The organism is Pseudomonas sp. HP_01 (assembly GCF_055284355.1).
Window position 1 is genome coordinate 1 of sequence record NZ_JBTOPV010000012.1, and the last position, 26,598, is coordinate 26,598.

The 26,598-nt window shown below is 60.8% G+C and carries 19 protein-coding genes; 7 read left to right on the plus strand and 12 right to left on the minus strand.

Annotated features, from left to right (window positions below; all coding sequences use genetic code 11):
• Window positions 1-95: 95 nt before the first annotated feature.
• From astD to acs, 11 genes are all read right to left on the minus strand, one after another.
• Window positions 96-1,565, minus strand: a complete 1,470-nt coding sequence (gene astD / locus ACYAR8_RS08715; RefSeq protein ID WP_463579665.1) for a succinylglutamate-semialdehyde dehydrogenase — start codon at window positions 1,563-1,565, stop codon at window positions 96-98.
• Entirely contained in the window at window positions 1,562-2,587 is a 1,026-nt protein-coding gene (gene astA / locus ACYAR8_RS08720) for an arginine N-succinyltransferase (protein ID WP_074890341.1), read from the minus strand. Before astA ends, astD begins: the two co-directional genes overlap by 4 nt.
• Window positions 2,588-2,709: 122 nt before the next feature.
• A complete protein-coding gene (aruF, locus tag ACYAR8_RS08725; RefSeq protein ID WP_074890339.1) occupies window positions 2,710-3,741 on the minus strand; it encodes an arginine/ornithine succinyltransferase subunit alpha in 1,032 nt (343 codons plus the stop codon).
• A 209-nt stretch (window positions 3,742-3,950) separates the two neighbouring features.
• A complete protein-coding gene (locus ACYAR8_RS08730; protein ID WP_074890337.1) occupies window positions 3,951-5,171 on the minus strand; it encodes an aspartate aminotransferase family protein in 1,221 nt (406 codons plus the stop codon).
• 295 nt (window positions 5,172-5,466) lie between these two features.
• The gene (argR, locus tag ACYAR8_RS08735; RefSeq protein ID WP_074890336.1) at window positions 5,467-6,450 is read right to left on the minus strand and encodes a transcriptional regulator ArgR; all 984 of its coding nucleotides are present in this window, start codon (window positions 6,448-6,450) and stop codon (window positions 5,467-5,469) included.
• 149 nt (window positions 6,451-6,599) lie between these two features.
• Complete coding sequence (locus ACYAR8_RS08740) at window positions 6,600-7,364, minus strand: ABC transporter ATP-binding protein (protein ID WP_074890334.1); 765 nt, start codon at window positions 7,362-7,364, stop codon at window positions 6,600-6,602.
• 21 nt (window positions 7,365-7,385) lie between these two features.
• On the minus strand, window positions 7,386-8,498 hold the full coding sequence (locus ACYAR8_RS08745; protein WP_463579666.1) for a succinylglutamate desuccinylase/aspartoacylase family protein: 1,113 nt from the start codon (window positions 8,496-8,498) through the stop codon (window positions 7,386-7,388).
• Between the two features lies 1 nt (window position 8,499).
• Window positions 8,500-9,198, minus strand: a complete 699-nt coding sequence (locus ACYAR8_RS08750) for an ABC transporter permease (RefSeq protein WP_122537547.1) — start codon at window positions 9,196-9,198, stop codon at window positions 8,500-8,502.
• Window positions 9,195-9,884, minus strand: coding sequence for an ABC transporter permease (locus ACYAR8_RS08755; protein WP_463579667.1), 690 nt, complete (start codon window positions 9,882-9,884; stop codon window positions 9,195-9,197). The genes ACYAR8_RS08750 and ACYAR8_RS08755 overlap by 4 nt, the downstream gene beginning before the upstream one ends.
• Window positions 9,885-9,975: 91 nt before the next feature.
• Window positions 9,976-10,752, minus strand: coding sequence for an ABC transporter substrate-binding protein (locus tag ACYAR8_RS08760; RefSeq protein ID WP_369304629.1), 777 nt, complete (start codon window positions 10,750-10,752; stop codon window positions 9,976-9,978).
• 1,425 nt (window positions 10,753-12,177) lie between these two features.
• Window positions 12,178-14,133 carry an acetate--CoA ligase gene (gene acs, locus ACYAR8_RS08765; RefSeq protein ID WP_133773335.1) on the minus strand — a complete coding sequence of 652 codons (1,956 nt, stop codon included), beginning with the start codon at window positions 14,131-14,133 and terminating at the stop codon, window positions 12,178-12,180.
• A gap of 451 nt (window positions 14,134-14,584) precedes the next feature.
• On the opposite strand from acs, the gene ACYAR8_RS08770 reads away from it, so the two are divergent.
• A complete protein-coding gene (locus ACYAR8_RS08770) occupies window positions 14,585-14,851 on the plus strand; it encodes a DUF2790 domain-containing protein (RefSeq protein WP_074890321.1) in 267 nt (88 codons plus the stop codon).
• A gap of 196 nt (window positions 14,852-15,047) precedes the next feature.
• Window positions 15,048-19,547: a deaminase domain-containing protein gene (locus ACYAR8_RS08775; protein ID WP_463579668.1), complete on the plus strand. Its 4,500-nt coding sequence runs from the start codon at window positions 15,048-15,050 to the stop codon at window positions 19,545-19,547.
• Window positions 19,548-19,638: 91 nt separating this feature from the next.
• Here the strand turns inward: ACYAR8_RS08775 and ACYAR8_RS08780 are convergent, their stop codons facing one another.
• Window positions 19,639-21,204, minus strand: a complete 1,566-nt coding sequence (locus tag ACYAR8_RS08780; protein WP_463579669.1) for a sigma-54-dependent transcriptional regulator — start codon at window positions 21,202-21,204, stop codon at window positions 19,639-19,641.
• Between the two features lie 273 nt (window positions 21,205-21,477).
• On the opposite strand from ACYAR8_RS08780, the gene phhA reads away from it, so the two are divergent.
• The 5 genes from phhA (at window position 21,478) to ACYAR8_RS08805 (ending at window position 25,684) form a co-directional block, all read left to right on the plus strand.
• Window positions 21,478-22,266 carry a phenylalanine 4-monooxygenase gene (gene phhA, locus ACYAR8_RS08785; protein ID WP_108121451.1) on the plus strand — a complete coding sequence of 263 codons (789 nt, stop codon included), beginning with the start codon at window positions 21,478-21,480 and terminating at the stop codon, window positions 22,264-22,266.
• A 68-nt stretch (window positions 22,267-22,334) separates the two neighbouring features.
• Complete coding sequence (locus ACYAR8_RS08790) at window positions 22,335-22,691, plus strand: 4a-hydroxytetrahydrobiopterin dehydratase (RefSeq protein WP_074890313.1); 357 nt, start codon at window positions 22,335-22,337, stop codon at window positions 22,689-22,691.
• 1 nt (window position 22,692) lies between these two features.
• A complete protein-coding gene (locus ACYAR8_RS08795) occupies window positions 22,693-23,889 on the plus strand; it encodes an amino acid aminotransferase (RefSeq protein WP_463579670.1) in 1,197 nt (398 codons plus the stop codon).
• A gap of 180 nt (window positions 23,890-24,069) precedes the next feature.
• Complete coding sequence (locus ACYAR8_RS08800) at window positions 24,070-24,207, plus strand: hypothetical protein (RefSeq protein ID WP_166650518.1); 138 nt, start codon at window positions 24,070-24,072, stop codon at window positions 24,205-24,207.
• Window positions 24,208-24,469: 262 nt separating this feature from the next.
• The gene (locus tag ACYAR8_RS08805; protein ID WP_463579671.1) at window positions 24,470-25,684 is read left to right on the plus strand and encodes an MFS transporter; all 1,215 of its coding nucleotides are present in this window, start codon (window positions 24,470-24,472) and stop codon (window positions 25,682-25,684) included.
• Window positions 25,685-26,598: the final 914 nt, after the last annotated feature.

Below are 26,598 nucleotides of genomic sequence, written 5' to 3' on the forward strand. Positions count from 1 at the left end.
CCGTTCTGGGGGGGGGGGCCCGTGTTTGCGTCGTTGGGCACGCTGTTTCGGGGCCCCCACCTCCGCGGTGGGGGGCAAGCGCGCTCCTACAGGGCTCAGTTCAGGGTGATGCCGGGCGTCAGGCTGGCTGGCAGTGCCAAGGTTTCGGTCTCCAGCGAGGCCACCGGGTACGCGCAATAGTCCGCGGCGTAATAGGCGCTGGCACGATGGTTACCCGAGGCGCCGACACCGCCGAACGGTGCGGTACTCGCCGCGCCGGTCAATTGCTTGTTCCAGTTGACGATGCCCGCGCGGCTCTGCAGCCAGAACTGCTGATAGCGCGCCTGGGAATCCGACAACAACCCTGCTGCCAGCCCGTACTGAGTGGCATTGGCCTCTTCGATCGCGGCGTCGAAATCGGCGTAGCGAATCACCTGCAACAGCGGGCCGAACAATTCCTCATCCTCGCGATCAGCCACGTCGCTGACGTCGATGATGCCTGGAGTCAGCAGCGCCGATTGCGCAGTTGGCTGGGTCATTTCGAGCAAGGCCACTGCGCCGTTGGCCAGCATGACTTCCTGGGCATCGATCAGTGCTTGCGCAGCGGCAAGGGAAATCACCGAGCCCATGAACGGCGCGGGCTGTTGATCAAAGGCGCCGACCTGAATGGTGGAAGTCACCTCAACCAGCCGTGCGAGGAAGGCATCGCCCCACGCTCCTTCCGGCACCAGCAGGCGGCGGGCGCAGGTGCAGCGCTGGCCGGCAGAAATAAAGGCTGACTGAATCACGGTGTAGACCGCGGCATCGACGTCGGCGATCTGATCAACCACCAGCGGGTTATTGCCGCCCATTTCCAGCGCAAGAATCTTGTCCGGGCGACCAGCGAACTGTTGATGCAGGGAATTGCCGGTGCGGCTGGAACCGGTGAAGAACAGCCCATCGATGCCTGAATGGCCGGCCAGCGCGATGCCGGTGTCACGCGCGCCTTGCAGCAGATTGAGCACGCCCGCCGGCAGACCGGCTTCGATCCAGCATTGCACGGTCAGTTCGGCGACTTTGGGTGTCAATTCGCTAGGCTTGAACACCACGGTGTTGCCCGCCAGCAGCGCCGGTACGATGTGGCCGTTAGGCAAGTGACCCGGGAAATTGTAAGGACCGAACACCGCCACCACGCCATGGGGCTTGTGTCGCAGCACAGCGGTGGCGTCACCCAGGGGGCCGCTCTTCTCGCCGGTCCGCTCGCGGTAGCTCTGAATCGAGATCGCGACCTTGTTGGCCATGCTGGTCACTTCAGTCGCCGATTCCCACAGCGGCTTGCCGGTCTCCTCACCGATGCAACGGGCGATCTCATCGGCGCGGCGCTTCAGCGCAGCGGCGAACGCTTCGAGCACGGCAATGCGCTCGTCCAGACTGCGCGTCGCCCAGGCGGGAAACGCCTGACGGGCCGATTTGACCGCCGCGTCGACCTGTTCAGCCGTTGCGCTTTTGCCGGACCAGATCACCTGCTGGCTCACCGGATTCAGGGACTCGAATGCGTCGCCCTGCCCGTCCTGCCAGGCACCGGCAATGTACAAAGTGTTCATCAAATACTCTCCCGGGCAGGCGACAGTTGCACAGCGCGAACTTGATCACCGGCGCTGAGGCGCAAGCGCTTGGCCGTCTGCGGGTCGACCACCAGGGTGCCGGCGGCAAGACGCGCAGGCGCAGCGGTCACGCGGCAGTCTTCGCGCTTGCGGTTGTGAATAAGGAATGGCGTCGCATCGTCACCCGGCGTCCCGACCGCCAGCACCAGCGCCTGGCTGTCACGGACTGCGCGGATCTTGCTGGTTTCGCACTCGATGGCCGGGCCGGCGTCGAAAATGTCGACGTAACCCTGGTAACTGAAGCCTTCGGCCTTGAGCATCGCCAGCGCCGGTTCGGTGCTGACGTGTACGCGGCCGATGACTTCGCGCGCGGCCTCCGAAAGGAAGCAGCTGTACAGCGGAAACTTCGGCATCAGCTCGGCAATAAAAGCGCGGTTACCAACACCGGTGAGGTAGTCGGCCTGACTGAATTCCATTTTGAAGAAGTGTCGGCCCAGGCTTTCCCAGAACGGCGAATGACCCTGCTCGTCGGAGATGCCGCGCATTTCAGCGATGGTCTTGGTGCCGAACAGCTCCGGGAATTCGGCGATGAACAGCATCCGCGCCTTGGACAGCAAGCGGCCGTTGAGGCCGTTGCGGTAGTCGGCGTGGAGGAACAGCGAACACAGCTCGGAGTTGCCGGTGAGGTCGTTGGCCAGAAACAGTGTCGGGATCTCCCGGTAGATATTCAGCTCTTGGGAGGCGCTGACCGTCAGGCCGACTCGGTAGTTGTACCAGGGCTCGCGCAAACCCACTGCGCCGGCTACCGCAGAAATGCCCACGACTTTCTCGTCGTCATCCTCGAGCACGAACAGGTAATCAGCATCGCCCCGCCCGGCATCGCCACGGAAGGTCTTCTCGGCCCAGCCGACCCGGTGCGCCAGACGCTCTTCATTGGCCGGCAATGTGGTCAGACCTGCGCCGGTGCTGCGCGCCAGCTCGATCAGCGCCGGAAGGTCACTGCTGCGTACGGGACGAACGATCATGCTTTCTCCTCAAGCCGGTGATTCTACAATCCCCGGTGAACTCGCTAACCTGCTTTACGGCATCGGCCTGCCACTGCAGCACCGGTCGCCGTCGACTCATCTCGCCAAACGTGACCGGGCTGTCAGACCGCGACGATGCGCACGCTGGCGCCTTCGCCGACGCCCAGCGCTTCGGCCGCAGTCAGACTCAAAGCGACCGGCTTGCCGGGCACCCAGTCCAGCTCCAGCATCACGGCGCGGTAATCCTGCAACTGGCCATTGGAAACCAGATAAGGCCGCCCGCCCTTGACCGCATCACCGGTGCTGACCGTGTCGACCTTGACCGGCACGACGCGGCTCTGGGCGATGGAGCGAATGCCCGACACTCGCGCGTGCAGGGTCGGCCCGCCGTCGAAGATGTCGATGTAATGATCGGTCTCGAAGCCTTCGCGCATCAGGATGTCGAAGGTGATCTGCGCACGCGGATGGACCTGACCCATGGCTTCCTGCGCTTCGTCCGGCAGCAACGGCACATAGATCGGGTAATGGGGCATCAGCTCGGCAAGAAAGGTCCGGCTTTTCAGACCGCACAGGCGCTCGGCTTCGGCATAGTTGATGTCGAAGAAGTTGCGCCCGATGGCGTCCCAGAACGGTGAGTCGCCGTGGTCGTCGCTGTAGCCGACGATCTCGGTGACCACTGAATCGGCGAAGCGCTCCGGATGGCTGGCGACGAACAGCAGGCGGCCGCGAGAGTTGAGTTCCGACCACAGCGTGCCGACCAGTTCGGGCAGCACGTAGAAGCTGGTCAGCAGGCTGTTGCCCGTGAGGTCGTGGCACTGCGAAAGCACGTGAATCTTGTTGTGGATCTTCAGCTCGCGGGAGGCGTGGACGAAGGTTTCGTTGCGAAAGCTGTAGAACGGCTCGGAATAGCCCGCCGAGGCGACGATCCCGGAACAGCCCACCAGACGACCTGCTTCCGTGTCTTCGAGGACAAAGAAGTAGGTCTCTTCACCGTTGAAACTGACTTCCGCCGAGAACGACGCTTCGGACGCGGCAATCTTGTCACCCAGACGTCCAGCATCATCCGGCAGGGACGTGACACCAATCGGGCTGTCTGCCGCGAGTCGTTGAACCTCGCTCAGATCCGCCATTTGCGCGGGGCGCATCACCAGCATGGTGTCACTCCTTGAGAAAAAAATCGGGCCGGTTTAACGGCAATAAAAAAGGTCTGTCTGGCTACAACTCGTAGGAGTGAGCTTGCTCGCGATAGCGGTGGTCCAGCGAAACATCTGCATCTGACACAACGCTATCGCGAGCAAGCTCACTCCTACAGGGAAGGCGTACGCCAATCAGCCAAAGGGTGTGTCCCGGTAGACCGAAGGACTTACGCCCCGGTCAGCTTGGCCACCGCCCGTTCGAAACGGTTCAGGCCTTCCTCGATGTCGGCGTCTTCCACCACCAGACTCGGCGCGAAACGCACCACATCGGGACCGGCCTGAAGCACCATCACGCCTTCCTGCTCGGCGGCGTTGAAGAAGTCTTTGGCCTTGCCTTTCCAGGCCTCGGTCAACACACAACCGATCAGCAGACCCATGCCGCGCACCTGGCTGAACACGCCGTACTGGTGACCGATCTTCTCCAGACGGGCCTTGAACAGTTCATGTTTGGCCTTCACGCCGGCCAGCACTTCCGGCGTGTTGACCACGTCAATGACCGCTTCGCCCACTGCGCACGCCAGCGGGTTGCCGCCGTAGGTGGTGCCGTGAACGCCAACGGCCAGGTGCTTGGCGAGTTTTTCGGTGGTCAGCATGGCCGCCATCGGGAAGCCGCCGCCGATGCTTTTCGCGCTGGAGAGGATGTCCGGCGTCACGCCGTAATGCATGTACGCGAACAGATGACCGCTGCGGCCCATGCCGCTCTGCACTTCGTCGAAGACCAGCAGCGCTTTGTGGTCGTCGCACAATTTGCGCGCGCCTTGCAGGTATTCCAGTTCAGCAGGCAGTACACCGCCCTCGCCCTGGATCGGCTCCAGTACCACCGCGCAGGTCTTGTCCGAGACGGCGGCTTTCAGCGCGTCCAGGTCGTTGAAAGGGACGTGGGTAATGCCGGTGATTTTCGGGCCGAAGCCATCGGAGTACTTCGGCTGACCGCCGACGCTCACGGTGAACAGGGTGCGACCGTGGAAGCTGTTCAGGGCCGCGACGATTTCGTACTTGTCCGGGCCGTAAAGATCGTGGGCTACACGGCGGGCCAGTTTGAACGCGGCTTCGTTGGCTTCGGCGCCGGAGTTACAGAAGAACACGCGGTCGGCGAAAGTGGCATCGACCAGCTTCTTGGCGAGGCGCAACGCTGGTTCGTTGGTGAAGACGTTGGAGACATGCCACAGCTTGTTGGCCTGTTCGGTCAGCGCGCCGACCAGCGCAGGGTGCGCGTGGCCCAGCACGTTGACCGCGATGCCGCCTGAGAAATCAACCAGTTCGCGACCCGACTGGTCCCACACGCGAGAACCCTGACCGCGCACGGGGATAAACGCCGCCGGAGCATAGTTGGGAACCATCACCTGGTCGAAATCGGCACGTTGCACCGGTACTTGCTCAACGGACATCGGAGTCTCCTGAAGAGGGAACGCCTGCCTGGGACAGGCGAGCGATGGAAGGATTGTAAGGACTGATTCGGGCCGGACCTTGCCGCCAAGCGACAACTTCTTATAGCGCCAAACCGGCTTTTTACGGGGTTTTCGGCAATGCGACAAATTGCGTCACAAAGGCGCAGTTTAAACACTGCAGACCTGTAGGAGCGCGCTTGCCCGCGAAAGATTGATCAGGCGATAAAGATGCAGTGGGTGAACCAACGCCTTCGTGGGCAAGCGTGCCTCTACACATGAAGGTCGCAAAGCGGATTCACCCGCGCTCGGCCGGTACCGATGACAATTCGAACGGGCTGCTGCTGCGACGCTGGTTGCGGTCTTCGCGAGGGGTGGCGCCGAAGAAGTTGCGGTAGGCGCTGGAGAAATGCGGCCCCGAAGAGAACCCGCAGGACAGGCCGATCTGAATGATCGACTTGCTGGTCTGCATCAACATCTGCCGGGCCTTGTTCAGGCGCAGTTCGAGGTAGTACTGGCTCGGCACACGATTGAGGTACTGCTTGAAGATGCGCTCCAGCTGACGGCGCGACACGCACACGTGCTGGGCGATTTCGTCGGTGGTCAGCGGTTCTTCGATGTTGGCTTCCATCAACAGCACCGCCTGGGTCAGCTTGGGGTGGCTGGAACCCAGACGGTTCTGCAGCGGAATCCGCTGGCGCTCGCCGCCTTCACGGATGCGCTCCACCACCAGTTCTTCCGACACCGCGCCGGCCAGTTCGGCGCCGTGATCACGGGCCAGCACGGCCAGCAACAGATCCAGCACCGACATCCCGCCGCAAGCGGTCAGGCGATCGCGATCCCAATCGAACAGATGACTGGTGGCGATGACCTTGGGAAAGCGCTCGGCAAAATCGTCCTGCCAGCGCCAGTGCACCGCGGCACGGTAACCGTCGAGCAAGCCCAATTGCGCCAGCGGATAGACGCCCGCCGACAACCCACCGATCACGCAACCGGCGCGGACCAGTTGCTTGAGCGCGCCACCGAGGGCCGAGGACATGGGCGCCGGCGGCTCGTCGGCCAGCAGAAACAGCTTCTGAAACCCTTCCAGACGACCGACCCACGGCTCGCCCGGCAACTGCCAACCGGCGCCGTCAACGGGGGGTTCGGCCTGCAGAAACGACAGTTCGTAAACCACTTCGGGGTGAACGCGCTGAGCTACACGCAGGGCTTCCTCCGCCAGCGCCAGGGTCAAGGCTTTGGTGCCGGGCCAGATGAGAAATCCGATTCGATGGGCAGTCATGGCGTGCAATCCGAAACGTGTCGCTAAAAGGGGTCGCACGCCTGGCATGCGATGGGATTCTGTAACCGTCAGTCAATGGCTGCGGTCTGGATGACGCGCAGCATGAACCGTTCTGAAGCAAAACGCACCGCTCTCACGTGGCGGGCTGGCTACTTCAAACTGCCGGACAGGAACTGCTGCAAACGCTCGGATTTCGGATTGACCAGCACTTCACGGGGGTTGCCGGACTCCTCGACTAGGCCCTTGTGCAGGAAGATCAGCTGGTTCGACACTTCACGGGCGAAGCCCATTTCGTGGGTGACCACCACCATGGTCCGGCCTTCCTGGGCCAGCGCCTGCATGACTTTCAGCACGTCGCCGACCAGCTCGGGGTCCAGGGCGGACGTCGGTTCGTCGAACAGCATGACCTCCGGCTCCACCGCCAGCGCCCGGGCAATCGCCACGCGCTGCTGTTCGCCGCCGGACATATGCCCTGGATAAGCGTCCTTGCGGTGATAGACGCCGACCTTGTTCAGATAATGTTCGGCCTTTTCCAGCGCTTCCTTCTTCGGCACGCCGAGGACGTGCACGGGCGCTTCGATGATGTTTTCCATCGCGGTCATGTGCGACCACAGGTTGAAGTGCTGAAACACCATCGACAGGCGCGAACGCATGCGTTGCAACTGTTTCGGGTCAGCCGCCTTCAAGCCGCCGTTCTTGTTGGAGACCAGCTTGAGTTCTTCGTTGTTGAGCAGGATGCGGCCGGATTTCGGCTGCTCAAGCAAGTTGATGCAGCGCAGGAAGGTACTTTTACCCGAGCCGCTTGAGCCGATGATGCTAATGACATCGCCGGCCCTTGCGGTCAGCGAAACGCCTTTGAGCACTTCGTGACTGCCGTAGCACTTGTGCAGGTCCTGGACTTCCAGTTTGTTCATGATGTCGGTTCTCACAAGTAATCAGTCACTGAGCAGGCGGCCGCTGCGCAACGGTGTGCGGCCGGCCACTTTGGCCATCCAGAAACCCGGCTGGGCGTAACGCAGTTTTTCGATGGCGAACAGCACGCCGGCCGTACCGGCACACACGGTGGTGGCGCGATCAGTCAACGGGTCGATGACTTCGAACAGCGGTTCGCCGGGCTCGACCCACGCTCCCGCCGGACGTAAAAACGTCAGCACGCCGGGATGGGGTGCATAAATCATTTCGGTGCCTTCGAACGGCATGCCTTCGCAGGCTTCATGGCCGGGTTGCGGCCACTCGCCACCGATCAGGCCCTGCTCGGCCAGAAACGCCAGAATGCCTTCAGCGTAAGCCTCGGCTTCAGCCTTGCCGGTGTTGGTCTGGCCGCCCAGTTCCAGGGTGGTCGCCAGGCACGCCAGCGGAATCTGCGCGTCCGGAAACTGCTTGGACAAACGCAACCACGGCAGTGAACAGGCTTCGTCGAACGAACTGCCGCCGGAGTCTTCGGCCAGCAGCGCAACGGTTACGCCGAGATGCGCCGACAACGAACGCCATTGCGGCCAGTGCTGGGGCAAGGCGTACATGTGCAGCGAAGCGTCGGTGTCGCAATGCAGGTCCAGCACCACGTCGGCGTTGCAGGCATGACTGAGCAATACGCGCTGCATGCCGGCCAGTTCGCTGCCGGCAGGTGGCAATTGCTCGAGCACGTCGGCCATGGCCTGACGTATCAGTTTGACGTTGGCATGGGGGTCGTCGCCGAGCTTGCCCGCCAGCGCCAGGGCGACTGGCTCGCTCAACTCGGTGAAGTCACGATTGAAATTCTTGCCGCTGCCGTACTCGAAACGGCCCTGGTGGTTGCCCTGCAGCAACTGGCCCAGCCCGATCGGGTTGGCGACCGGCACCAGCTCGATGACGCCCTTGAGCAGACCCTGTTCTTCCAGCTGGGTCAGACGCTTCTTCAATTCCCAGGCGGTGCGCATGCCCGGCAACTCATCGGCGTGCAGGCTGGCCTGAATGTAGGCCTTGCGCTCGCCGTGGCCGAAACGGAACACGCTCAAAGTGCGCTGGGTGCCGAGGTTGCCCCACGGCAGAGGGTGATCGATGCGCTGCATATCAGTGCTTCCTCGGGGCGAGGTAACTGAGCCAGCGGCGCTCGGCCAGCTTGAACAGTTTCACCAGAATGAACGTCAGGCACAGGTAGAAAACGCCTGCGGTGATGTAGGCCTCGAACGGCAGGTAGAACTGCGCGTTGACCGCGCGCGCTGCACCGGTGATGTCCATCAACGTGACAATGGACGCCAGACTGGTGGTCTGCAGCATCATGATCACTTCGTTGCTGTACTGCGGCAGCGCACGGCGCAGGGCCGAAGGCAACAGGATCCGGCGGTACATCTTGGCTTTGGACATGCCCATCGCCCGCGCCGCTTCTATCTCGCCCGGCGGCGTGGATTTCAGGCTGCCGGCGATGATTTCAGCGGTGTAGGCGCTGGTGTTGATGGCGAAGGCCAGGCAAGCGCAGAAGGTCGCGCTCGACAGCCACGGCCACAGAATGCTTTCGCGCACCGCTTCGAATTGCGCCAGCCCGTAGTAGATCAGGAACAACTGCACCAGCATCGGCGTGCCGCGAATGACGTAGGTGTAGCTCCACGCCAGCAGATTGACCCAGGCGATTTTCGACACGCGCATCAGGCCCAGCGGCAGCGCCGCGAGCAGACCGAAAAACAGCGACAGCGCGAGCAGTTTGAGGGTAATCAGCAAGCCGCCGAAATACAGCGGCAGGCTTTCCCAGACGACGTTGTAATCGAAAATCATAGGTCTGCCACCCTTACGCCGGCCGAGTAACGTTTTTCGATGTAGCGCAGCACCAGCAGCGAGACACTGGTGATGACCAGGTACATGGCCGCGACTGCGAGGAAGAAAGTGAAGGGTTCGCGGGTGGCATCGGCCGCCTGCTTGGCCTTGAACATCATGTCCTGCAGACCGACCACGGAAATCAGCGCGGTGGCCTTGGTCAGTACCAGCCAGTTATTGGTGAACCCGGGGATCGCCAGACGAATCATCTGCGGCACCAGAATGCGGAAGAACACCCGACCACTGCTCATGCCGTAGGCCATGCCCGCCTCGGCCTGCCCTTTGGGGATGGCCATGAACGCGCCGCGGAAGGTCTCCGACAGGTACGCGCCAAAAATGAAACCCAGCGTGCCGATGCCGGCCACCAGCGGGTTCAGGTCGATGTAATCGTCATGACCGAGCAACGGCGCAATGCGGTTGATCAGGTCCTGGCCACCGTAGAAAATCAGCAGAATCAGCACCAGATCGGGAATGCCACGGATCACGGTGGAATACAGATCGCCCAGCCATGCCAGCCAGCGCACCGGCGACAGCCGCAATGCCACGCCGATCAGGCCGAGCACGATCGCCAGCGCCATGGAGCACAGAGCGAGCTGCAAGGTCAGCCATGCACCGTCGAGGATGACGGCTCCGTAACCTTTCAACATGTTGTTTGGCCCTCAAGCGCGGGATAGAAAAATGGCGCAATCAGTCGGTGCGGTGACCGGCTGCTTGCGCCATTGACGGCTTCAAACCACGTTACTTGCCGTAGATGTCGAAGTCGAAGTACTTGTCTTGAATGGCTTTGTATTTGCCGTTGGCACGGATGGCCGCGATGGCAGCGTTGAGCTTGTCCAGGTCAGCCTTGTCGCCTTTGCGCACGGCAATGCCGACGCCGTCGCCGAAGTAGTTGACGTCGGTGAAGGCCGGGCCGACGAACGCGTAGCCTTTGCCAGATTCGGTGTTCAGGAAGCCGTCCTGCAGCAAGGTAGCGTCAGCCACGGTGCCATCGAGACGACCGGCGCCGATGTCCAGGTAGACTTCGTTCTGCGAGCTGTACGGCTTGATTTCAGCACCCAGCGGGGCCAGGACTTCGCGGGCGAAACGCTCGTGGATCGAGCCACGCTGCACGCCGATGTTCTTGCCCTTGAGTTCGGTCAGGCCGTCGCTGACGACGGTGCCCTGCTTCATGACCAGACGGGCCGGGGTGTTGTAGTACTTGTTGGTGAAGTCGACGGACTTCTTGCGGTCTTCGGTGATGGACATCGAGGACAGGATGGCGTCGATCTTGCGCACTTTCAGCGCAGGGATCAGGCCGTCGAATTCCTGCTCGACCCACACGCACTTGACCTTCATCTCTTCGCACAGGGCGTTGCCGATGTCGTAGTCGAAGCCGACGATGCTGCCGTCCGGTGCCTTGGAGGCAAACGGAGGGTATGCCGCTTCGATGCCGATCTTCATGGGCTTTTCATCGGCGAATACGGGCTGTGCCAATACGGTCAGTGCCAGCGCACCCAGCAGCATGAGCTTTTTCATTTCTTGGAACTCCATCGGTATAACGCGACAAATGGCAGTGAGCGAGACGCTCAATGAACAGGAGGAATCAGAAATTGCGACGCGAGGTGCCGGCGGGTCTCTGGACCCGACAAGCCTTCGGCGAGTGGTCGGCATTTTAGCGGCAGGCTGAAAGTCGATATTTCTTCAATGCGACAACTAGTTACAGAAGCGCATGAAATCGTGATCAGGCCAATTGACATCCAAAAAGCTTTATGAAAGTGCCAGAGTTGGCAAACCTATCAACGAAGCAAATAACGCGCCCATTATTGGCAAAGCCTTATGATCCGGCAAGTCCAGCGTGGGAGCAGGTTGATTCGGGGCGATGAAATGCTTTGTTTTCGGGTGGAAAGGCCCCACGGCGGGGCGCCAGGTTACGAGAGCGGATGTGCGGTAACAAATCGATATTTCCCGATTCTCGTGGACGCCTAACGGCTTGAGATCAAGAGCGTCTGCCTGGGGGCAGACTGTTTCGCCTTCGGCGAGTTACTTTTAAAAAGCACTAAAAGTAACCAAAAGTGCCTGCTCCTGGTTTGGCCCTCCTTCGTCGGGTTCCCTCACTTCGACGACGCTCCGTGGGCCCGCGCCGAACGGGCATCCATGCCCTGACGGCGCTCTCGCCGCATCCATTCGGCTCTACCCACTGCGCGTCGTCTGCGTTCGGCCTGCACCCAAGTCGCGATTGGCGGTGTTTGGAATGTTTGTGTACGAAGATCAAAAGCAGATCAAAGGCTTCCCGGCTGAAGCCGGTCTACGGGGTACGCGGTGTGTCAGTTGATCGTTCCCCCGCTCCGCGTGGGAATGCATCCCTTGACGCTCCGCGTCACCTATCCAAGCCTAAATGCGCATCGTCTTCGGGACGCGGAGCGTCCGGGGCTGCGTTACCACGCGGAGCGTGGGAACGATCAGAAAAGGTATCGCATGCGTCCAGTGGGACTGGCCTCGACTGTAGGACCGGCTTCAGCCGGGAAGGCGTCGGTGTGTACACCCATAAATTGATGATTAACGAAATGGCCTCTTCCCGGCTAAAGCCGGTCCCACTAACGGCACCGAGTACACCCTTTGGGACCGGCTTTAGCCGGGAAGCTTTTGCTTTTGCCGTAGATCTGCTTTTTGATCTTCATACGCAGGCAGTCCAGACGACACAAATCGCGACTTTGGTGCAGGCTGAACGCAGGTCTCGCGGAGTGGGCCGAGCCGCAGGGATGCGTCGAGAGCGCCGTCAGGACAGGGATGTCCGTTCGGCGCGGGCCCACGGAGCGGGACCGGAGTGAGGGTATTCCGACGAAGGAGGAACCAAACCAAGAGCAAGCACCCTTGGTTACTTGGGGTGCTTTTCCAAGTAACTCGCCGAAGGCGAAACGTCTGCCCTTAGGCAGACGCTTTTGATCTTACAAAGCACGAAGGTCAGGCCGCAGTCATGGTCTTGTGCGTCTCCACCAGATGCGCCACCACACTCGGGTCAGCCAGCGTCGAGATATCGCCCAGCGCGTCGTACTCCCCCGTGGCGATCTTGCGCAAGATGCGTCGCATGATCTTCCCGGAACGAGTCTTCGGCAGACCCGGCGCCCACTGAATCACATCCGGCGAAGCGATCGGGCCGATCTCCTTGCGTACCCAGTTGCGTAATTCGATGCGCAACGCCTCGTCCGGCACCTCACCGCCATTGAGCGTGACGTAAACATAGATGCCCTGCCCTTTCAGATCGTGAGGCACACCCACGACAGCCGCTTCGGCGACTTTCGGATGCGCCACCATCGCGCTCTCGATCTCGGCGGTGCCCATGCGGTGGCCGGACACGTTGAGCACGTCATCGACGCGACCGGTGATCCAGTAGTAACCGTCTTCGTCGCGACGGGCGCCGTCACCGGTGAAATACATGCCGCGGAAGGTCTTGAAGTAAGTGTCGACGAAACGATCGTGGTCGCCGTACAGGCTGCGGGACTGACCCGGCCACGAGTCGAGAATCACCAGATTGCCTTCTGCCGCGCCTTCGATGAGGTTGCCCAAGTTATCCACAAGGGCCGGGATCACACCGAAGAACGGACGCGTCGCCGAACCCGGCTTCAGCGCGATCGCACCTGGCAGCGGGCTGATCAGAATCCCGCCGGTTTCGGTCTGCCACCATGTGTCCACAATCGGGCAATTCTTGTTGCCGACGGTGTTGTAGTACCAGTTCCAGGCTTCCGGGTTGATCGGCTCGCCGACTGAACCCAACAGACGCAGGCTCGAACCATCAGCACCTTCTACAGCTTTGGTGCCCTCGGCCATCATCGCGCGGATGGCGGTCGGTGCGGTGTAGAGGATATTGACCTTGTGCTTGTCGACGATTTTTGACACGCGGGTGATGTCCGGGTAGTTCGGCACGCCTTCGAATAGCAGCGTGGTCGCGCCATTGGCCAGCGGACCGTAGACGATGTAGCTGTGGCCGGTGACCCAGCCGACGTCGGCGGTGCACCAGTACACTTCGCCCGGACGGTAGTCGAACACGCGTTCGTGGGTCAGGGCGGCGTACAGCAGATAACCCGCCGTAGTGTGCAACACGCCCTTGGGCTTGCCGGTGGAGCCGGAGGTGTAAAGGATGAACAGCGATTCTTCGGCGCCCATTTCTTTCGGCGCGCAGGTGCTCGATGCCACGTCCAGCAGCGAGTGGTACCAGATGTCGCGGTGACGGTTCCACTCGATTTCGCCGCCGGTACGCCTGGCGACGATGACCTTCTGTACGCTCGCCGTTTCCGGGTTGGTCAGCGCACGGTCGACGTTGGCCTTCATCGGTGTTTTCTTGCCGCCACGCAGCCCTTCGTCCGCAGTGATCACCACTTTCGATTTGCAGTCGATGATGCGACCGGCCAGCGCTTCAGGCGAGAAACCGCCAAACACCACCGAGTGAATCGCACCGATGCGCGCGCAGGCCAGCATGGCCACCACGGCTTCGGGGATCATCGGCATATAGATAGTCACGACGTCGCCGCGATGGACATCCTGGCCGCGCAGCGCGTTGGCGAACTTGCAGACTTCTTCGTGCAGTTCACGGTAGGTGATGTTGCGGCTCTCGGAAGGATCGTCGCCTTCCCAGATGATCGCGATCGAATCGCCACGCTCGGCCAGATGGCGGTCGAGGCAGTTGTAGGAAACGTTCAAGGTGCCGTCGGCGAACCACTTGATGTCGACGCGGTGATCGTCGAAGGAGGTCTGTTTGACGGTGGTGAATGGCTTGATCCAGTCAAGGCGCTGAGCTTGTTCGCGCCAGAAGCCATCGGGATTGACCACCGACTGCTGGTACATCGCCTTGTAGGTCGCCTCGTCAGTCAGCGTATTGGCTGCCACTTCAGGGCGGACGGGGTACAGGGAAGCCGCACTCATCTTTCTTACCTCGGTGGAAATGTTGTTGTTTTATGACCCTGTTGTATCCGCCGATGGCTGCAAAGGCCATTCGACGATGGTCTTACCGCCCCCGAGCATAGCGCCGAAAGCAGGTGAAGTGCCCGGCTTCAGGCAAATCTTCATGTCCCGGCTACGACTAAAGAATCCACAGAGCGCGTGCCACCCACTCCACGCAGGGTGATTGTTGCCGTTTTGCTCAACAGACTTTATCAAAATGGTTTCTATATGAATTCAGAACAGGGGCATAGAATCCGTTCCGCCAACACGGCACATGATTGATAAATAACAGCTCCCCACACTGGACTGTCAATCAACTAAACCCACCCGGTCATTATCCGCTTCGCCCAGAGCCCCATAAGGGTCCTGTGAACCCTGCCGACCGCAGTTTCTGCGCCGCAGTGTCAATGAAGCAACTTAGAGGAACTCAGTAATGAAAGCTGCACTGGTTGTAATGGCTCTTTGTGGTTTCAGCGCCATGGCAATGGCAGAAGAATCCGGCGCTAAAGTGGCCGCCCAGCAACAGCGTGTCGAGGAATACACCTACTCCACCAAGCTGGATATCGCGAAAGTCATTTCGGTGGACGACGTGCCGAACGTCTGCCAGGTCGTCCCGCAGCACATGACCTACGAAGACTCCCAGGGCAAACGCCATGTGCTTGAGTATCAGGTCATGGGCAACGGTTGCAGCAACGGCTGATCGAGGTCCCACTGTTCATCGCCTCGCGAACCCTTTCCGCGAGGCGGTGAACGTTATCGTGCCTGCGCATTTTAAATGTTGCTTTCAATAACTATGTAATACCCGGCACCTCTTGAAATAACGAACGTCTCCTGACACCGGTTGCCAGTTATCACTGGGAACAGAACGTTCGACAGTTAATCAGGAAGTGCAATACATGAGTTCCCACCCTTATCACGAAACATCCACATTGATTCACCCGAGACTGCAACGTCTCAAGGCTGAAGATATAGTCCGGGTCAACGAGATTACCGGCCCCCAATCCATCGCGGTATCTTTGGGTGATGTATTCAAAGAATACCTGGCGGCTGATGCGGTCGTTGAGAAGACGCTGCGCGACAGGGATTTCCTCACTCTGATTCATCGCGTGCTCGGCTCCGCCGACGTGGAACGCTATATCAGCGGCATGCTGTACGAAGGCGATGTAAACACTGCCATTGACCCGCACACCCGAGTGGCGTTTTTCCAGACAGTGTGTCGCCTGGCCATTGAGCACGAGCGACCGGGCACACTGGATGCCGCGCTGACCGAGATTCACCAAAGCGCTTGCGCCTACAAAACGTTTTCCCTGGCCGATCGATTGTGGAGGTCGTTGCCGACACTTCGCCGTGTCGGCGCTTTGTGGGCAGCGGCATTCCTGCTGTATGACGACCTGGGCCATGGCGTCCCGGCGCCCGAGACAGTGCCTTTACCCCCACCCCTCGACCTGCACGGTTATCAAGACCTGAACGCAGTGGTCAGTCACCTCTTGGTTGATCAACCTGGGGACTCCCTTTGCATCAAGCTCCTGAAACTGCTGCCCATGGACCTGCTCACCATCAGCAGCGGTCAATTTCGCCCTGCCAGCCTCCGGGAAATCGCGGCGGGCGCCGATATGATCCCGGGCAGAGACGACAGAATGGCATTTTTCCCGGGTGCGATCCTGACCCACCCTGTGGATATTGCGCTCGATGCACTGTTGAACTGCGCGCCGTTTGCCGCCTTGCAGAACCGTCTGGTAGAAGCGCTGGAATGGTACAACCCTGAAGACAAGCACCTGGCGTCGCATTCGATGGCGCGGCAGCTGGCGATCCAGGCGTTGATCGACTGCATTTACCCGATCCATCAAAGGCGCATCGGTTACCTGCTTGATTTCCACCTGTTCGCCGAGGACAACGCCGACTGTTCGCTGTATGACATTCGCATCAATCTGGTCGACAGTCTGCGCAACACCCTGGGATGCCGGAACGCCGACGCGCAGATCATCATGCAATTGCTGGCGACGCGCTTTGCCCCGGAACTGCTGCTGACCGATGCACCCGATGACTTTCGCTACCAACCCGACCTGCGCTGGGCCAATCTTCGCCACGCCATGACACTGGACCGTGCCGCCCCGGGATCACGGACGTTCGCGCAGTGGGAGGCGCTGCCCGCACAGTTCGCGGCTGAGGCCAGGACTGAGGAAGCAAGGCTTCACGTTGCAACGACCCGACTTGACGCCATGATCGTGTGGAATCTGTACGAGAACCACATCGTCGAACAACCCCGTTACTCTGCCGACGACATCGCGCGCATGACCCGATACTTCGAGTCCGCCTGTGAGCGACAGGCACTCAACAATCCTCCCGATCGCCTCAATGATGCGCGACGATTGCTGATAGAAGCGGGCATCGAGCCCGATGCCATGATCAGGGGCTATGCCAACATCACCGAGCTGGAGGCTTACCTGGACAATGGTGCGGCGCATCGGCCTTCACGCCCTCCGGCGAAACCGCTTCCAGACCCCACGCTGCAGTTCCATCAGGCGTTTGATCGCTATTTGATTGAGGCACGACAGACGTACACGCACTTGATGACGCTGTTTCTGGACGAATTGCCGACGCTTCATCGCAACCGTCTGCTAAGCGCCGATATCGTCTGTTACGCGGTGGTATGGCGACATTACGTTGGCCCGATGGTGGGCGGAGTGCCCTCGGTCGGCAGCAGCCCTGCGGATGATTGGGAGGATTGCCGAGGCGGGCACGGCGGCCTGGTGCATGTCGTCCATGAAGGGCAGCACTGGGTGTACGAGCTGTTCCCAGAGCACTTCGGGTTTGAATGCACTGTCGTCGATCCCGGCAGGGTGATGCCGCTTGAAGATCCAAACCTGGCCGCCGAAGCATTGAACCTGTTGATGGCTCCCGACCATGAGCGCTACAACGGCGCCCCCCTGCCCTATGAAAAGTCCATCCTGTCGAAAGCGGTGCCGCTGATCCGTCGTCCCGGCACCGATAACCAGACCCACCTGGTGCAGGGCTTCGTCGACCAGATCTTCCTGCACCACAGCCAGGAATTGCGCGAAGCCTGCAAAGGCACGACCCGGCAGGAAACCTGGAAACGGCAACGCGAGTCGACCTCCGATGCGATGTATGCCTGGAAGCTGATCAAATCGGTGATCCCCATCGTCGGGTGCTTTGACGTCACTACCGGTGGCGACGCCGCCTCCTGCGTTGTCGACGTAGCCGGAGAGATCGGCACGGTCATGACCATCGCCGGACGCACACTCAAACCGCTGATCAAGCTGGGAAACAAACAGCGTGTCTGGTCGCCTCGTCCGCCTTCGCCGACCAGTCCCCGTCAGCAAAACGCGAAGTGGTTTCCCGGACAGGCCGTGGAACGCGCACGTTTCGAGCGCAGGGTGCATGCCGCCGGTGTCACCCTGGTCACTGGCAAGTTCTCCCAGCGCAATGGCATGTTCCAGCGCCTCTCCAACAGTGAAGCAACGCCTGATCCAGCCCTGATGTGGGCGAAGGTGGATAACGTCGACCAGGTCCTGGTACGAAACATCTCTGTCGATCAAACCCCGGACTACCGCTGGTGCAATCCCCGCGATCAAAAACCCTATGGCCCTCGACTCAGCCGCCATCCGGCTGCATGGACGGATGAAACACCGGTGTTTACCACCACCCAGAAGCACTTGCTGCCGGGCCAGTTTCCAGGCGCCGTGCACCTGAACGAAGTAGACGGGCATGGTTATGATCTGTCGGTGGCCGGAGGCCGAAACATCCATGTGGCGCGCCGGGGTCAATCAATGACTGATCTGATCATCGACGACGTCAGCTACCGCTTCGACGCTGACGGGCCATCCGGCATGCTGCGAAAAGTGGAATTGGAGGCACCCGCCGCGAGGCTCGGCCGACTGGATGAAGCGTCCTCTCACTGCGTAATCCGTCGCAGCCCGATGCAAGGGAGCTGTTCCGGCGCTGTGGTTCTGATCTCGACCACGCGCCCGGCAATGGACACGGCGCTTGAGCCACTCACGTTCGGTGAGCAGGCGAGCCATGCGTTCATGACCCGACGGTTCAGACCTGTATTGCGGTTTACGCCGATACGCGGACAAGCCACCCCGCAAAGGACTCACCTGCTGGTGGACGATGGCAAGGTCAGCACCTGGGTCAACGAAACGCTACCGGGACGAGGCGCACCGACTGTACCGATGACGGGGCACGACACACTTTCACCCCTGACCTCGGACGCCGCCGTTCACTTGGGTATCACCCTGCCGCTGCACTACCGGCCAACAGTTCAGGGCAGATTGATGAGGGACCGGATCCTCGGGCTGCCTGATGACCTTGATGACAACTGGCGCGTACGTATTAACCACGAGCTGCCGGTGGTGCAGCTCGATTCGATCTGCAAAACGGTCAACGACCAGCGTGAACTGCGTGCAATCCGGCTGACCCTCGAAGACGGTCAGTACTTGGCCGTTGAAGCCGACACTGGCCAGTTCTACAAAGCCAGGGAGCTGCCGGAGGCCGCGCAATTGACGTTTGCACGCATGACATCGGACGCGGATATCGAGGCGTACCTGACCTCCAGCGAGAGTTACCGCCTGGGCTCGGGGCGACGCACCCTCGGTCAGGACATGGATAACATCGCCCGCATGCTGTTTGAACTGGAGAGCCCCGGGGTCGACATGCAACGCGTCTATCGCCCCTACCGTCCCATCATGGAAAACCATGCCCGCAACATCCTCACGCGGGAAACGGCGCTGGAAAACTTCGTCACGCTGACCAAAAGCAGCATCGCCAACTTCAAACCCCTCGGCGAAGCTGACCCACTGACGCGTCTGCATGTTTCAGGCGTGCTCAATTCATTGTTGCCCGCGTCGGCGTCCAAACATGCCTGGACCCCGGTATCCGCTGCCGACGTTGGCTTGGAGACGACGGGCGAAAATATCCGCAGACACCTGAACACGACCAATCTGGCATTTCTGCTGGCTGAAACGGCGGACAGTAGGCGCCACGTGTATTACGCGCTGGCGGGGGGCAAGCGGGGCAGGAAACTGACGCTGCGTGTTCCCGAAACCGGTGAAGGCAGCTCCATGACGTTCATCGATGCGCGGGAACGCATGAGCAGCCAGCCGCCGAATCCGTCATTCACCAGCTTGCCGGTCCTGCGCACCGCACAAAAACTCAAGATTCGCGAGCATGATCGCTACCTCGACGCCGAACGCCTGATCGCCACGGCGTTCACGCAAGACATGCCGGCGGGAGCAGCCGTGACCAGGATGCATTTCTTCACGCTGATGGACACCTGCAATTCCTGCGGAGGATTCGTCCTGCCACGCCTGAAACTGGACTATCCGCAGGCAGACTTTTCCGTCAGCTACATCCTGCCCTACACCCCGCCAAGCTGATGGCCGAGCGTCAGCAGCGGGGTTGGTCGACAAACGTGAGCGGGCGCGCCGGGGACTCATGAGTCGCCGCTTCTGACGGATGAATACGCGCCTACGGTAGCTCGGGTTTCAGACCAAGACCGTAGTGACGTAGTTTGTTGGCGATTGTGGTGTGGGAAACGCCCAGACGTTTGCCCAGCAAGCGGCTGCTCGGGTGCTCCTCATGGAGCCGCTCGAGCAGCGCTTTTTCGAAGCGTCCGACGATGTCTTCCAGACTCCCGTCCAGCGAAAAACCACCCAAAGGCTGACGCCCGCCGTATTCGGGGAAGCGGATGTGCTGAGCCTTGATCCGCCCGCCCTCGCACAACGAAACCGCCTGAAACAAGACGTTCTCCAACTGCCGGACATTGCCAGGCCAATGGTACTGGCGCAGCCGGTCCAGCACCTCGGGACCGACTTTAGGAAGCGCACAGCCGATTTGCCGGCTGGCCTGATCCAGGAAGTGCTCGACCAGCGGCGCGAGACCGTCCAGACAGTCGCGCAGGGGTGGAATGTGCAGCGATAGCACGTTGAGCCGGTGGTAGAGGTCCTGGCGGAATTCACCCCGGGCGCAGAGTTCGGACAAGTCCACTTGCGTCGCGCAGATGATGCGCACGTCCAGATACACCTCTTCGTCGCTGCCTACCCGTCGAAAGCAGCCTTCTTGCAAATAGCGCAGCAGTTTAGCCTGCAACCGCGTACTCATTTCCGCGACGCCATCGAGAAACAGCGTGCCACCCGAGGTCAGTTCCAGCAGCCCCAACTTGCCTTCGGCGCGCGCACCCTCGAACGCGCCGGGGCCGTAGCCGAACAGCTCGGTCTCGGCCATGGATTCGGAAAACCCTGCGCAGTTGAGCGCCATCATGGGCGACTGGCCGCGCGGGCTGGCCAGGTGACAGGCCCGCGCCAGCAACTCCTTGCCAGTGCCGGTTTCGCCTTCGATCAGCAACGGCGCATCCAGTGGGGCCATGCGCCGGGCCTCCCGAACCACCGCCGCCATGACCTTCGAGCTCTGAAAAATACTGTCGAAACCGCGCAGCTCTTGCTTGCGCACGTTATAGATGTGCTCGCCGACCCGGTCGGCCCGGTGCAGTGTCAGCACGGCACCGGCCATGGCTTCGCTGTCTTCGTGCTCGGATTGCAGGGGTGCGATGTCCGCGAGAAAAATGTCGCCCTTCACTTTCACGCGCATGCCGTTGATGCGCGAGCGGTTGGCCCGCACCAGTTGCGGCAGGTCGAAGTCCTCGGCGTAACGGGACAGCGGGATGCCAGGCACCTCATCGACCCGCACGCCCAGCAACTGCGCCGCAGCGCGGTTCGCCGCCACGATGGAGCCGCCCATGTCGATGGACAGCACCGGGAATTCAAGGGCGCCAAGCAAGGCATTGAGCTCCATATGCCGACGTTCGCTGGGCATCAATCCCACACGCTTGACGCCGAACACCCCGGCGATGGTTTCGAATTTCGGCACCAGCGCCTGGAATTGCAGGTTGATCAGGTTTGGGCAGCGCAGGTAGATGGCGTCGCCATGCTCACCGCCCACTTCGCCACCGGAGACGTTGACGCCGTAGGCCACCAGCAGTTCGAGGATGTCGCGCAGGATGCCGACGCGGTTCTGACAATGGACTTTGATACGCATGGTTGGCTCGTGGACGTGGCATCGATTTCGGGGTGGCCCGAGTTTATCGTCAAGAATACGTTACAGCGCAAGGGCCTTTTGAAGCCATGCGCAGGATGTATTGAGGTTAAGCGCCTTAACCGTCACGATTTCTTTACGAATTGCGATACGCTGCTGCCCGGACTTCACGCTGGCACTGCCTACTGGAGACGCTAAATACGCTATCAATAGCTCCATCGGATTTATCCCCATATCGCTTCGCTCCCTATAAGAACAATCCATCAGGAGAGGCCCATGAGTACGCAGTATGTCGCCCGCGAGCCGGACGCCACGGGATTCATTGATTACACCGACGCCGAGCACAGCATCTGGAACACCCTCATCACCCGCCAGCTCAAAGTGGTCGAAGGCCGTGCGTGCCAGGAGTATCTGGATGGCATCGAGCAGCTCGCGCTGCCCCACGACCGTATTCCGCAGCTCGGTGAGATCAACCGCGTGCTGGGCGCAACCACCGGTTGGCAAGTCGAGCGCGTGCCGGCGCTGATCCCCTTTCAAACCTTCTTCGAGCTCTTGGCGAGCAAGCGATTTCCGGTCGCCACGTTTATTCGCAGTGAAGAAGAACTCGACTACCTGCAAGAGCCCGACATCTTTCACGAGGTTTTCGGACACTGCCCGTTACTGACCAACCCCTGGTTTGCAGAATTTACCCACACCTACGGCAAGCTTGGTCTGGCAGCCAGCAAAGAACAGCGCGTGTACCTTGCACGGCTGTACTGGATGACCATCGAATTCGGCCTGGTCGACACGCCCCAAGGGCGCAAGATCTACGGCGGCGGCATCCTCTCTTCGCCGAAGGAAACCGTTTACAGTGTGTCTTCAACCCCTGAACATCTGCCCTTCGACCCGGTTGAGGCCATGCGCACGCCCTATCGCATCGACATTCTGCAGCCGCTGTATTTCGTGCTGCCGGACCTCAAGCGTTTGTTCGACCTTGCCCATGAAGACATCATGGGCATGGCGCGCACGGCGGGTGAACTGGGCCTGCACGCGCCCAAGTTCCCCTTGAAAACAAAAGCCGCGTAAAACAAAAGCCGCCTGAAACAAAAGCGGCCTGATACATAAGCCGCCCGAACCCGATCAAGGAATCTCCAATGACCGCTCTCAACCAATCCCAGTGCGAAGCCTGCCGCGCCGACGCCCCGCAAGTCAGCGACGCCGAGCTGCCGGACTTGCTCAAGCAGATCCCGGACTGGAACATCGAGGTGCGTGACGGCGTCATGCAGCTGGAAAAAGTCTTTCTGTTCAAGAATTTCAAATTTGCGCTGGCGTTTACCAACGCGGTCGGCGAAATTGCCGAGGCCGAAGGTCACCACCCGGGTCTGCTGACCGAATGGGGCAAAGTGACCGTGACCTGGTGGAGCCATTCCATCAAGGGGCTGCACCGCAACGATTTCATCATGGCCTCCCGCACAGACGAGGTGGCCAAAAGCGCCGAGGGCCGTAAGTAAAATGCATTTCTCACAGATTCAGCGCGTACCGGACGATCCCATCCTGGGCCTGATTCAGGCCTACGCCAAAGACCCGAATCCGAACAAGTTCGACCTGGGCGTGGGCGTCTATAAAGATGCGCAGGGCCTGACCACCATTCCCCGCGCAGTGAAAATCGCCGAGCAACGGCTGGTCGACTCGCAGCCCACCAAGAGTTACATCGGTGGCCATGGCGAACCGCGTTTCGGCACGCTGATCTGTGAACTGGTCATGGGCGCCGATTCCCCGCTGATCGCCAGCAAACGCGTCAGCGCCACCCAGACACCCGGCGGTACCGGCGCGCTGCGATTAAGCGCCGACTTCATCGCCAATTGCCTGCCGGGCAAGGGCATCTGGCTGAGCGATCCGACCTGGCCAATTCACGAAACCATCTACGCCGCGGCGGGCTTGAAGGTCAGTCACTATCCCTACGTGGGCAGCGACAACAAGCTCAACGTGCCTGCCATGCTGGAGACGTTGAAGACCATTCCCGAGGGCGATGTTGTCCTGCTGCATGCGTGCTGCCACAACCCGACCGGGTTTGACCTGTCCCGTGATGACTGGCACGCAGTGCTGGAAATCGTGAAGCAACGCAACCTGCTGCCGCTGATTGACTTCGCGTATCAGGGTTTTGGCGACGGTCTCGATCAGGACGCCTGGGCAGTTCGCCTGTTTGCCAGCCAACTGCCTGAGCTGCTCATCACCAGTTCCTGCTCGAAAAACTTCGGGCTGTACCGCGAGCGCACCGGCGCCTTGCTGGTTTGTGCTGACACCACCGAGAAGCTGATGGATGTGCGCAGTCAGCTTTCCGCGACCGCTCGTAATCTGTGGTCGAACCCGCCGGACCATGGTGCCGCCGTGGTCGCCGAGATCCTGGGCGATCCTGAACTGAAAGCCCTGTGGGCTGAAGAAGTGGAAGAGATGCGCAGCCGCATTGCGCAACTTCGGGTCGGGCTGGTCGAGGCACTGACACCGCTGGGTCTGGGTGAACGTTTCGCCCACATCGGCGTGCAGCGCGGCATGTTTTCCTACACCGGCATGGACGACGATCAGGTAGCGCGTCTGCGTAACGAGCACAGCGTCTACATGGTGGCGGCGGGTCGAGCCAACGTCGCGGGAATCGACGCCATGCGACTGGATGAACTGGCAGCGGCGTTTGCGGCGGTTTGCAAGGACTGAGTCGCTCACCGGCCCGACGCTTTTCAAGGGCCGCGCGCATGTTGTAGGCACCCATCCCCACTACATGACCAGCGGCCCGCATTTAAAAGTCTGATTGTCATTTGTACTGCTGTATCCTCCCTGAGCGTTCTAGGACGCGCTGTTCAATTCAGCCGCAACACACTTGTGAGGAGCGACGATATGCATGAAATCCCGAACTTCCCCTTCCCAAGCCAGAATCAGCAAAGTGCAGCAGCCCGCCAGGAACTCGGTCAGCCGATCGAAATGAAAGCCAGCGGTAAACGCAACGACAGCAGCAAAGCCCAAAGCCCGCGCTGAAGGCCTGTTTAGCCACTGATTTTTCAGCCGCTAAATTTTCAGCCCCTACGGAAGAGCGTCTTCAAGGTGTATTTCCATAAGGGCTGAATCATTTGCGACAGGCTTCACCTCTGCTTGCCCCCTACATCAGCTCCGCCCATCCGCTACTCCCATGAAGTGCCGTGCCTCGATATCATGTGCCCTCGGCCGGACTCGAGCGTCTACGCTTCAACCCGATTGCCCCCTCGCTATTCTTTTCCGTCGTAACCGTGGATCTATGCCCATGCCAGACGCTTCGAGCGCTGCCCCTCAACGTCCTATGGCTGTCACGCTGCAGGTTGTTTCCATTGTCCTTTTCACCTTCATCGGCTACCTGAACATCGGTATCCCGCTGGCCGTATTGCCTGGCTATGTGCACACCGACCTTGGCTTCGGCGCCGTGGCTGCCGGGCTGGTGATCAGCGTGCAATACCTCGCGACACTCCTCAGCCGGCCCTTCGCCGGGCGCTTCATCGACACCCGAGGCCCGAAGAAAGCGGTGATCGTCGGCCTGTTCGGCTGCGGGTTGAGCGGCGTGTTCATGCTCTTCGCCGACTGGCTCGACGCCTGGCCGATGGTCAGCCTGATCAGCTTGTTCGTGGGGCGGCTGGTGCTCGGCAGCGCGGAAAGCCTGGTTGGCTCGGGCTCGATCGGCTGGGGCATCGGCCGCGTCGGCGCTGCCAATACGGCCAAAGTGATTTCATGGAACGGCATCGCCAGCTATGGCGCCTTGGCCATCGGCGCGCCGGTGGGGGTGTTGCTGGTCAATGCGTTGGGCCTGTGGAGCATGGGCGTCAGCATCATGCTGCTGGCGGCGCTGGGGATTTCCCTGGCCTGGAAGAAAACACCGGCACCGCTGGTGCACGGCGAGCGCTTGCCCTTCCTCCACGTGCTCGGTCGTGTACTGCCCCACGGCACCGGACTGGCGCTGGGTTCGATCGGCTTCGGCACCATCGCGACGTTCATCACGCTGTATTACGCCAGCCACACCTGGCCGAATGCAGTGCTGTGCCTGAGCCTGTTCGGCGCCTGTTTCATCGGCGCACGCCTGCTGTTCGGCAACCTGATCAATCGCATCGGCGGCTTCCGCGTGGCGATTGCCTGCCTGTCAGTGGAGACGCTGGGGCTGCTGCTGCTGTGGCTGGCGCCCAACCCGAATCTGGCATTGGCCGGGGCGGCGCTGACTGGATTCGGCTTCTCGCTGGTGTTCCCGGCGCTGGGCGTTGAGGCGGTGAATCTGGTGCCCCCGGCCAGCCGCGGTGCGGCCGTGGGGGCTTATTCTCTGTTCATTGACCTGTCCCTGGGGATTACCGGGCCGGTGGCCGGCGCCGTGGCGGCAGGCTTTGGCTTTGCGTCAATCTTCCTGTTTGCCGCGCTGGCGTCACTGAGCGGCCTGGGGCTGAGCGTGTATCTGTACAAGCATGCGAACGCGATGCGAGAAAAACCGGCTGCGCTGTGACGCGGCATTGACTGCGGTAGAGCCCCCGTCGCGCAGTTATTAATACAATCCCTGCGCGATTATCGCTGCCACAGCTCATCTGTCGGCAGATGCACCTGCGGTGCAGACATGTTTGACGAGAGCCGGCTTGCTGGCGACTTGATTGGGGCAGCGAAATTGCGTTGCCTGATCTGACGCGTTCGCCAGCAAGCCGGCTCCTACAGTGGGTCGGCGTCAAACCCCGAGTCCAAGGTGGATGCAAATCCGTAGGAGCCGGCTTGCTGGCGAATGCGGCGGGTCTGCAACGGTAGTGTGGTTTGAGCCGCCGCATTCGCGGGCAAGCGCGCTCCTACAGTGGGTCGGCGTCTGATTCCATGTTTGGGGTGCATGCAAATCGGAGCCGGCTTGCTGGCGAACGCGGTGGGTCTGCAACGGCAGTGTGGTTTGAGCCGCCGCATTCGCGGGCAAGCGCGCTCCTACAGTGGGTCGGCGTCTGATTCCATGTTTGGTGTGCATGCAAATCGGAGCCGGCTTGCTGGCGAACGCGATGGGTCTGCAACGGCAGTGTTGTTTGAGCCGCCGCATTCGCGGGCAAGCGCGCTCCTACAGTGGGTCGGCGTCTGATTCCATGTTTGGGGTGCATGCAAATCGGAGCCGGCTTGCTGGCGAACGGGGTGGGTCTGCAACGGCAGTGTGGTTTGAGCCGACGCATTCGCGGGCAAGCGCGCTCCTACAGTGGGTCGGCGTCTAATTCCATTTCTGGGATGAATGCAAATCCGTAGGAGCCGGCTTGCTGGCGAGCGCGGTGGGTCTGCGACGGCAGTGTTGTTTGAACCGGCGCATTCGCGGGCAAGCGCGCTCCTACAATGGGTCGGCGTCTGATTCCCTTTCTGGGATGAATGCAAATCCGCAGGCGCCGGCTTGCTGGCGAGCGC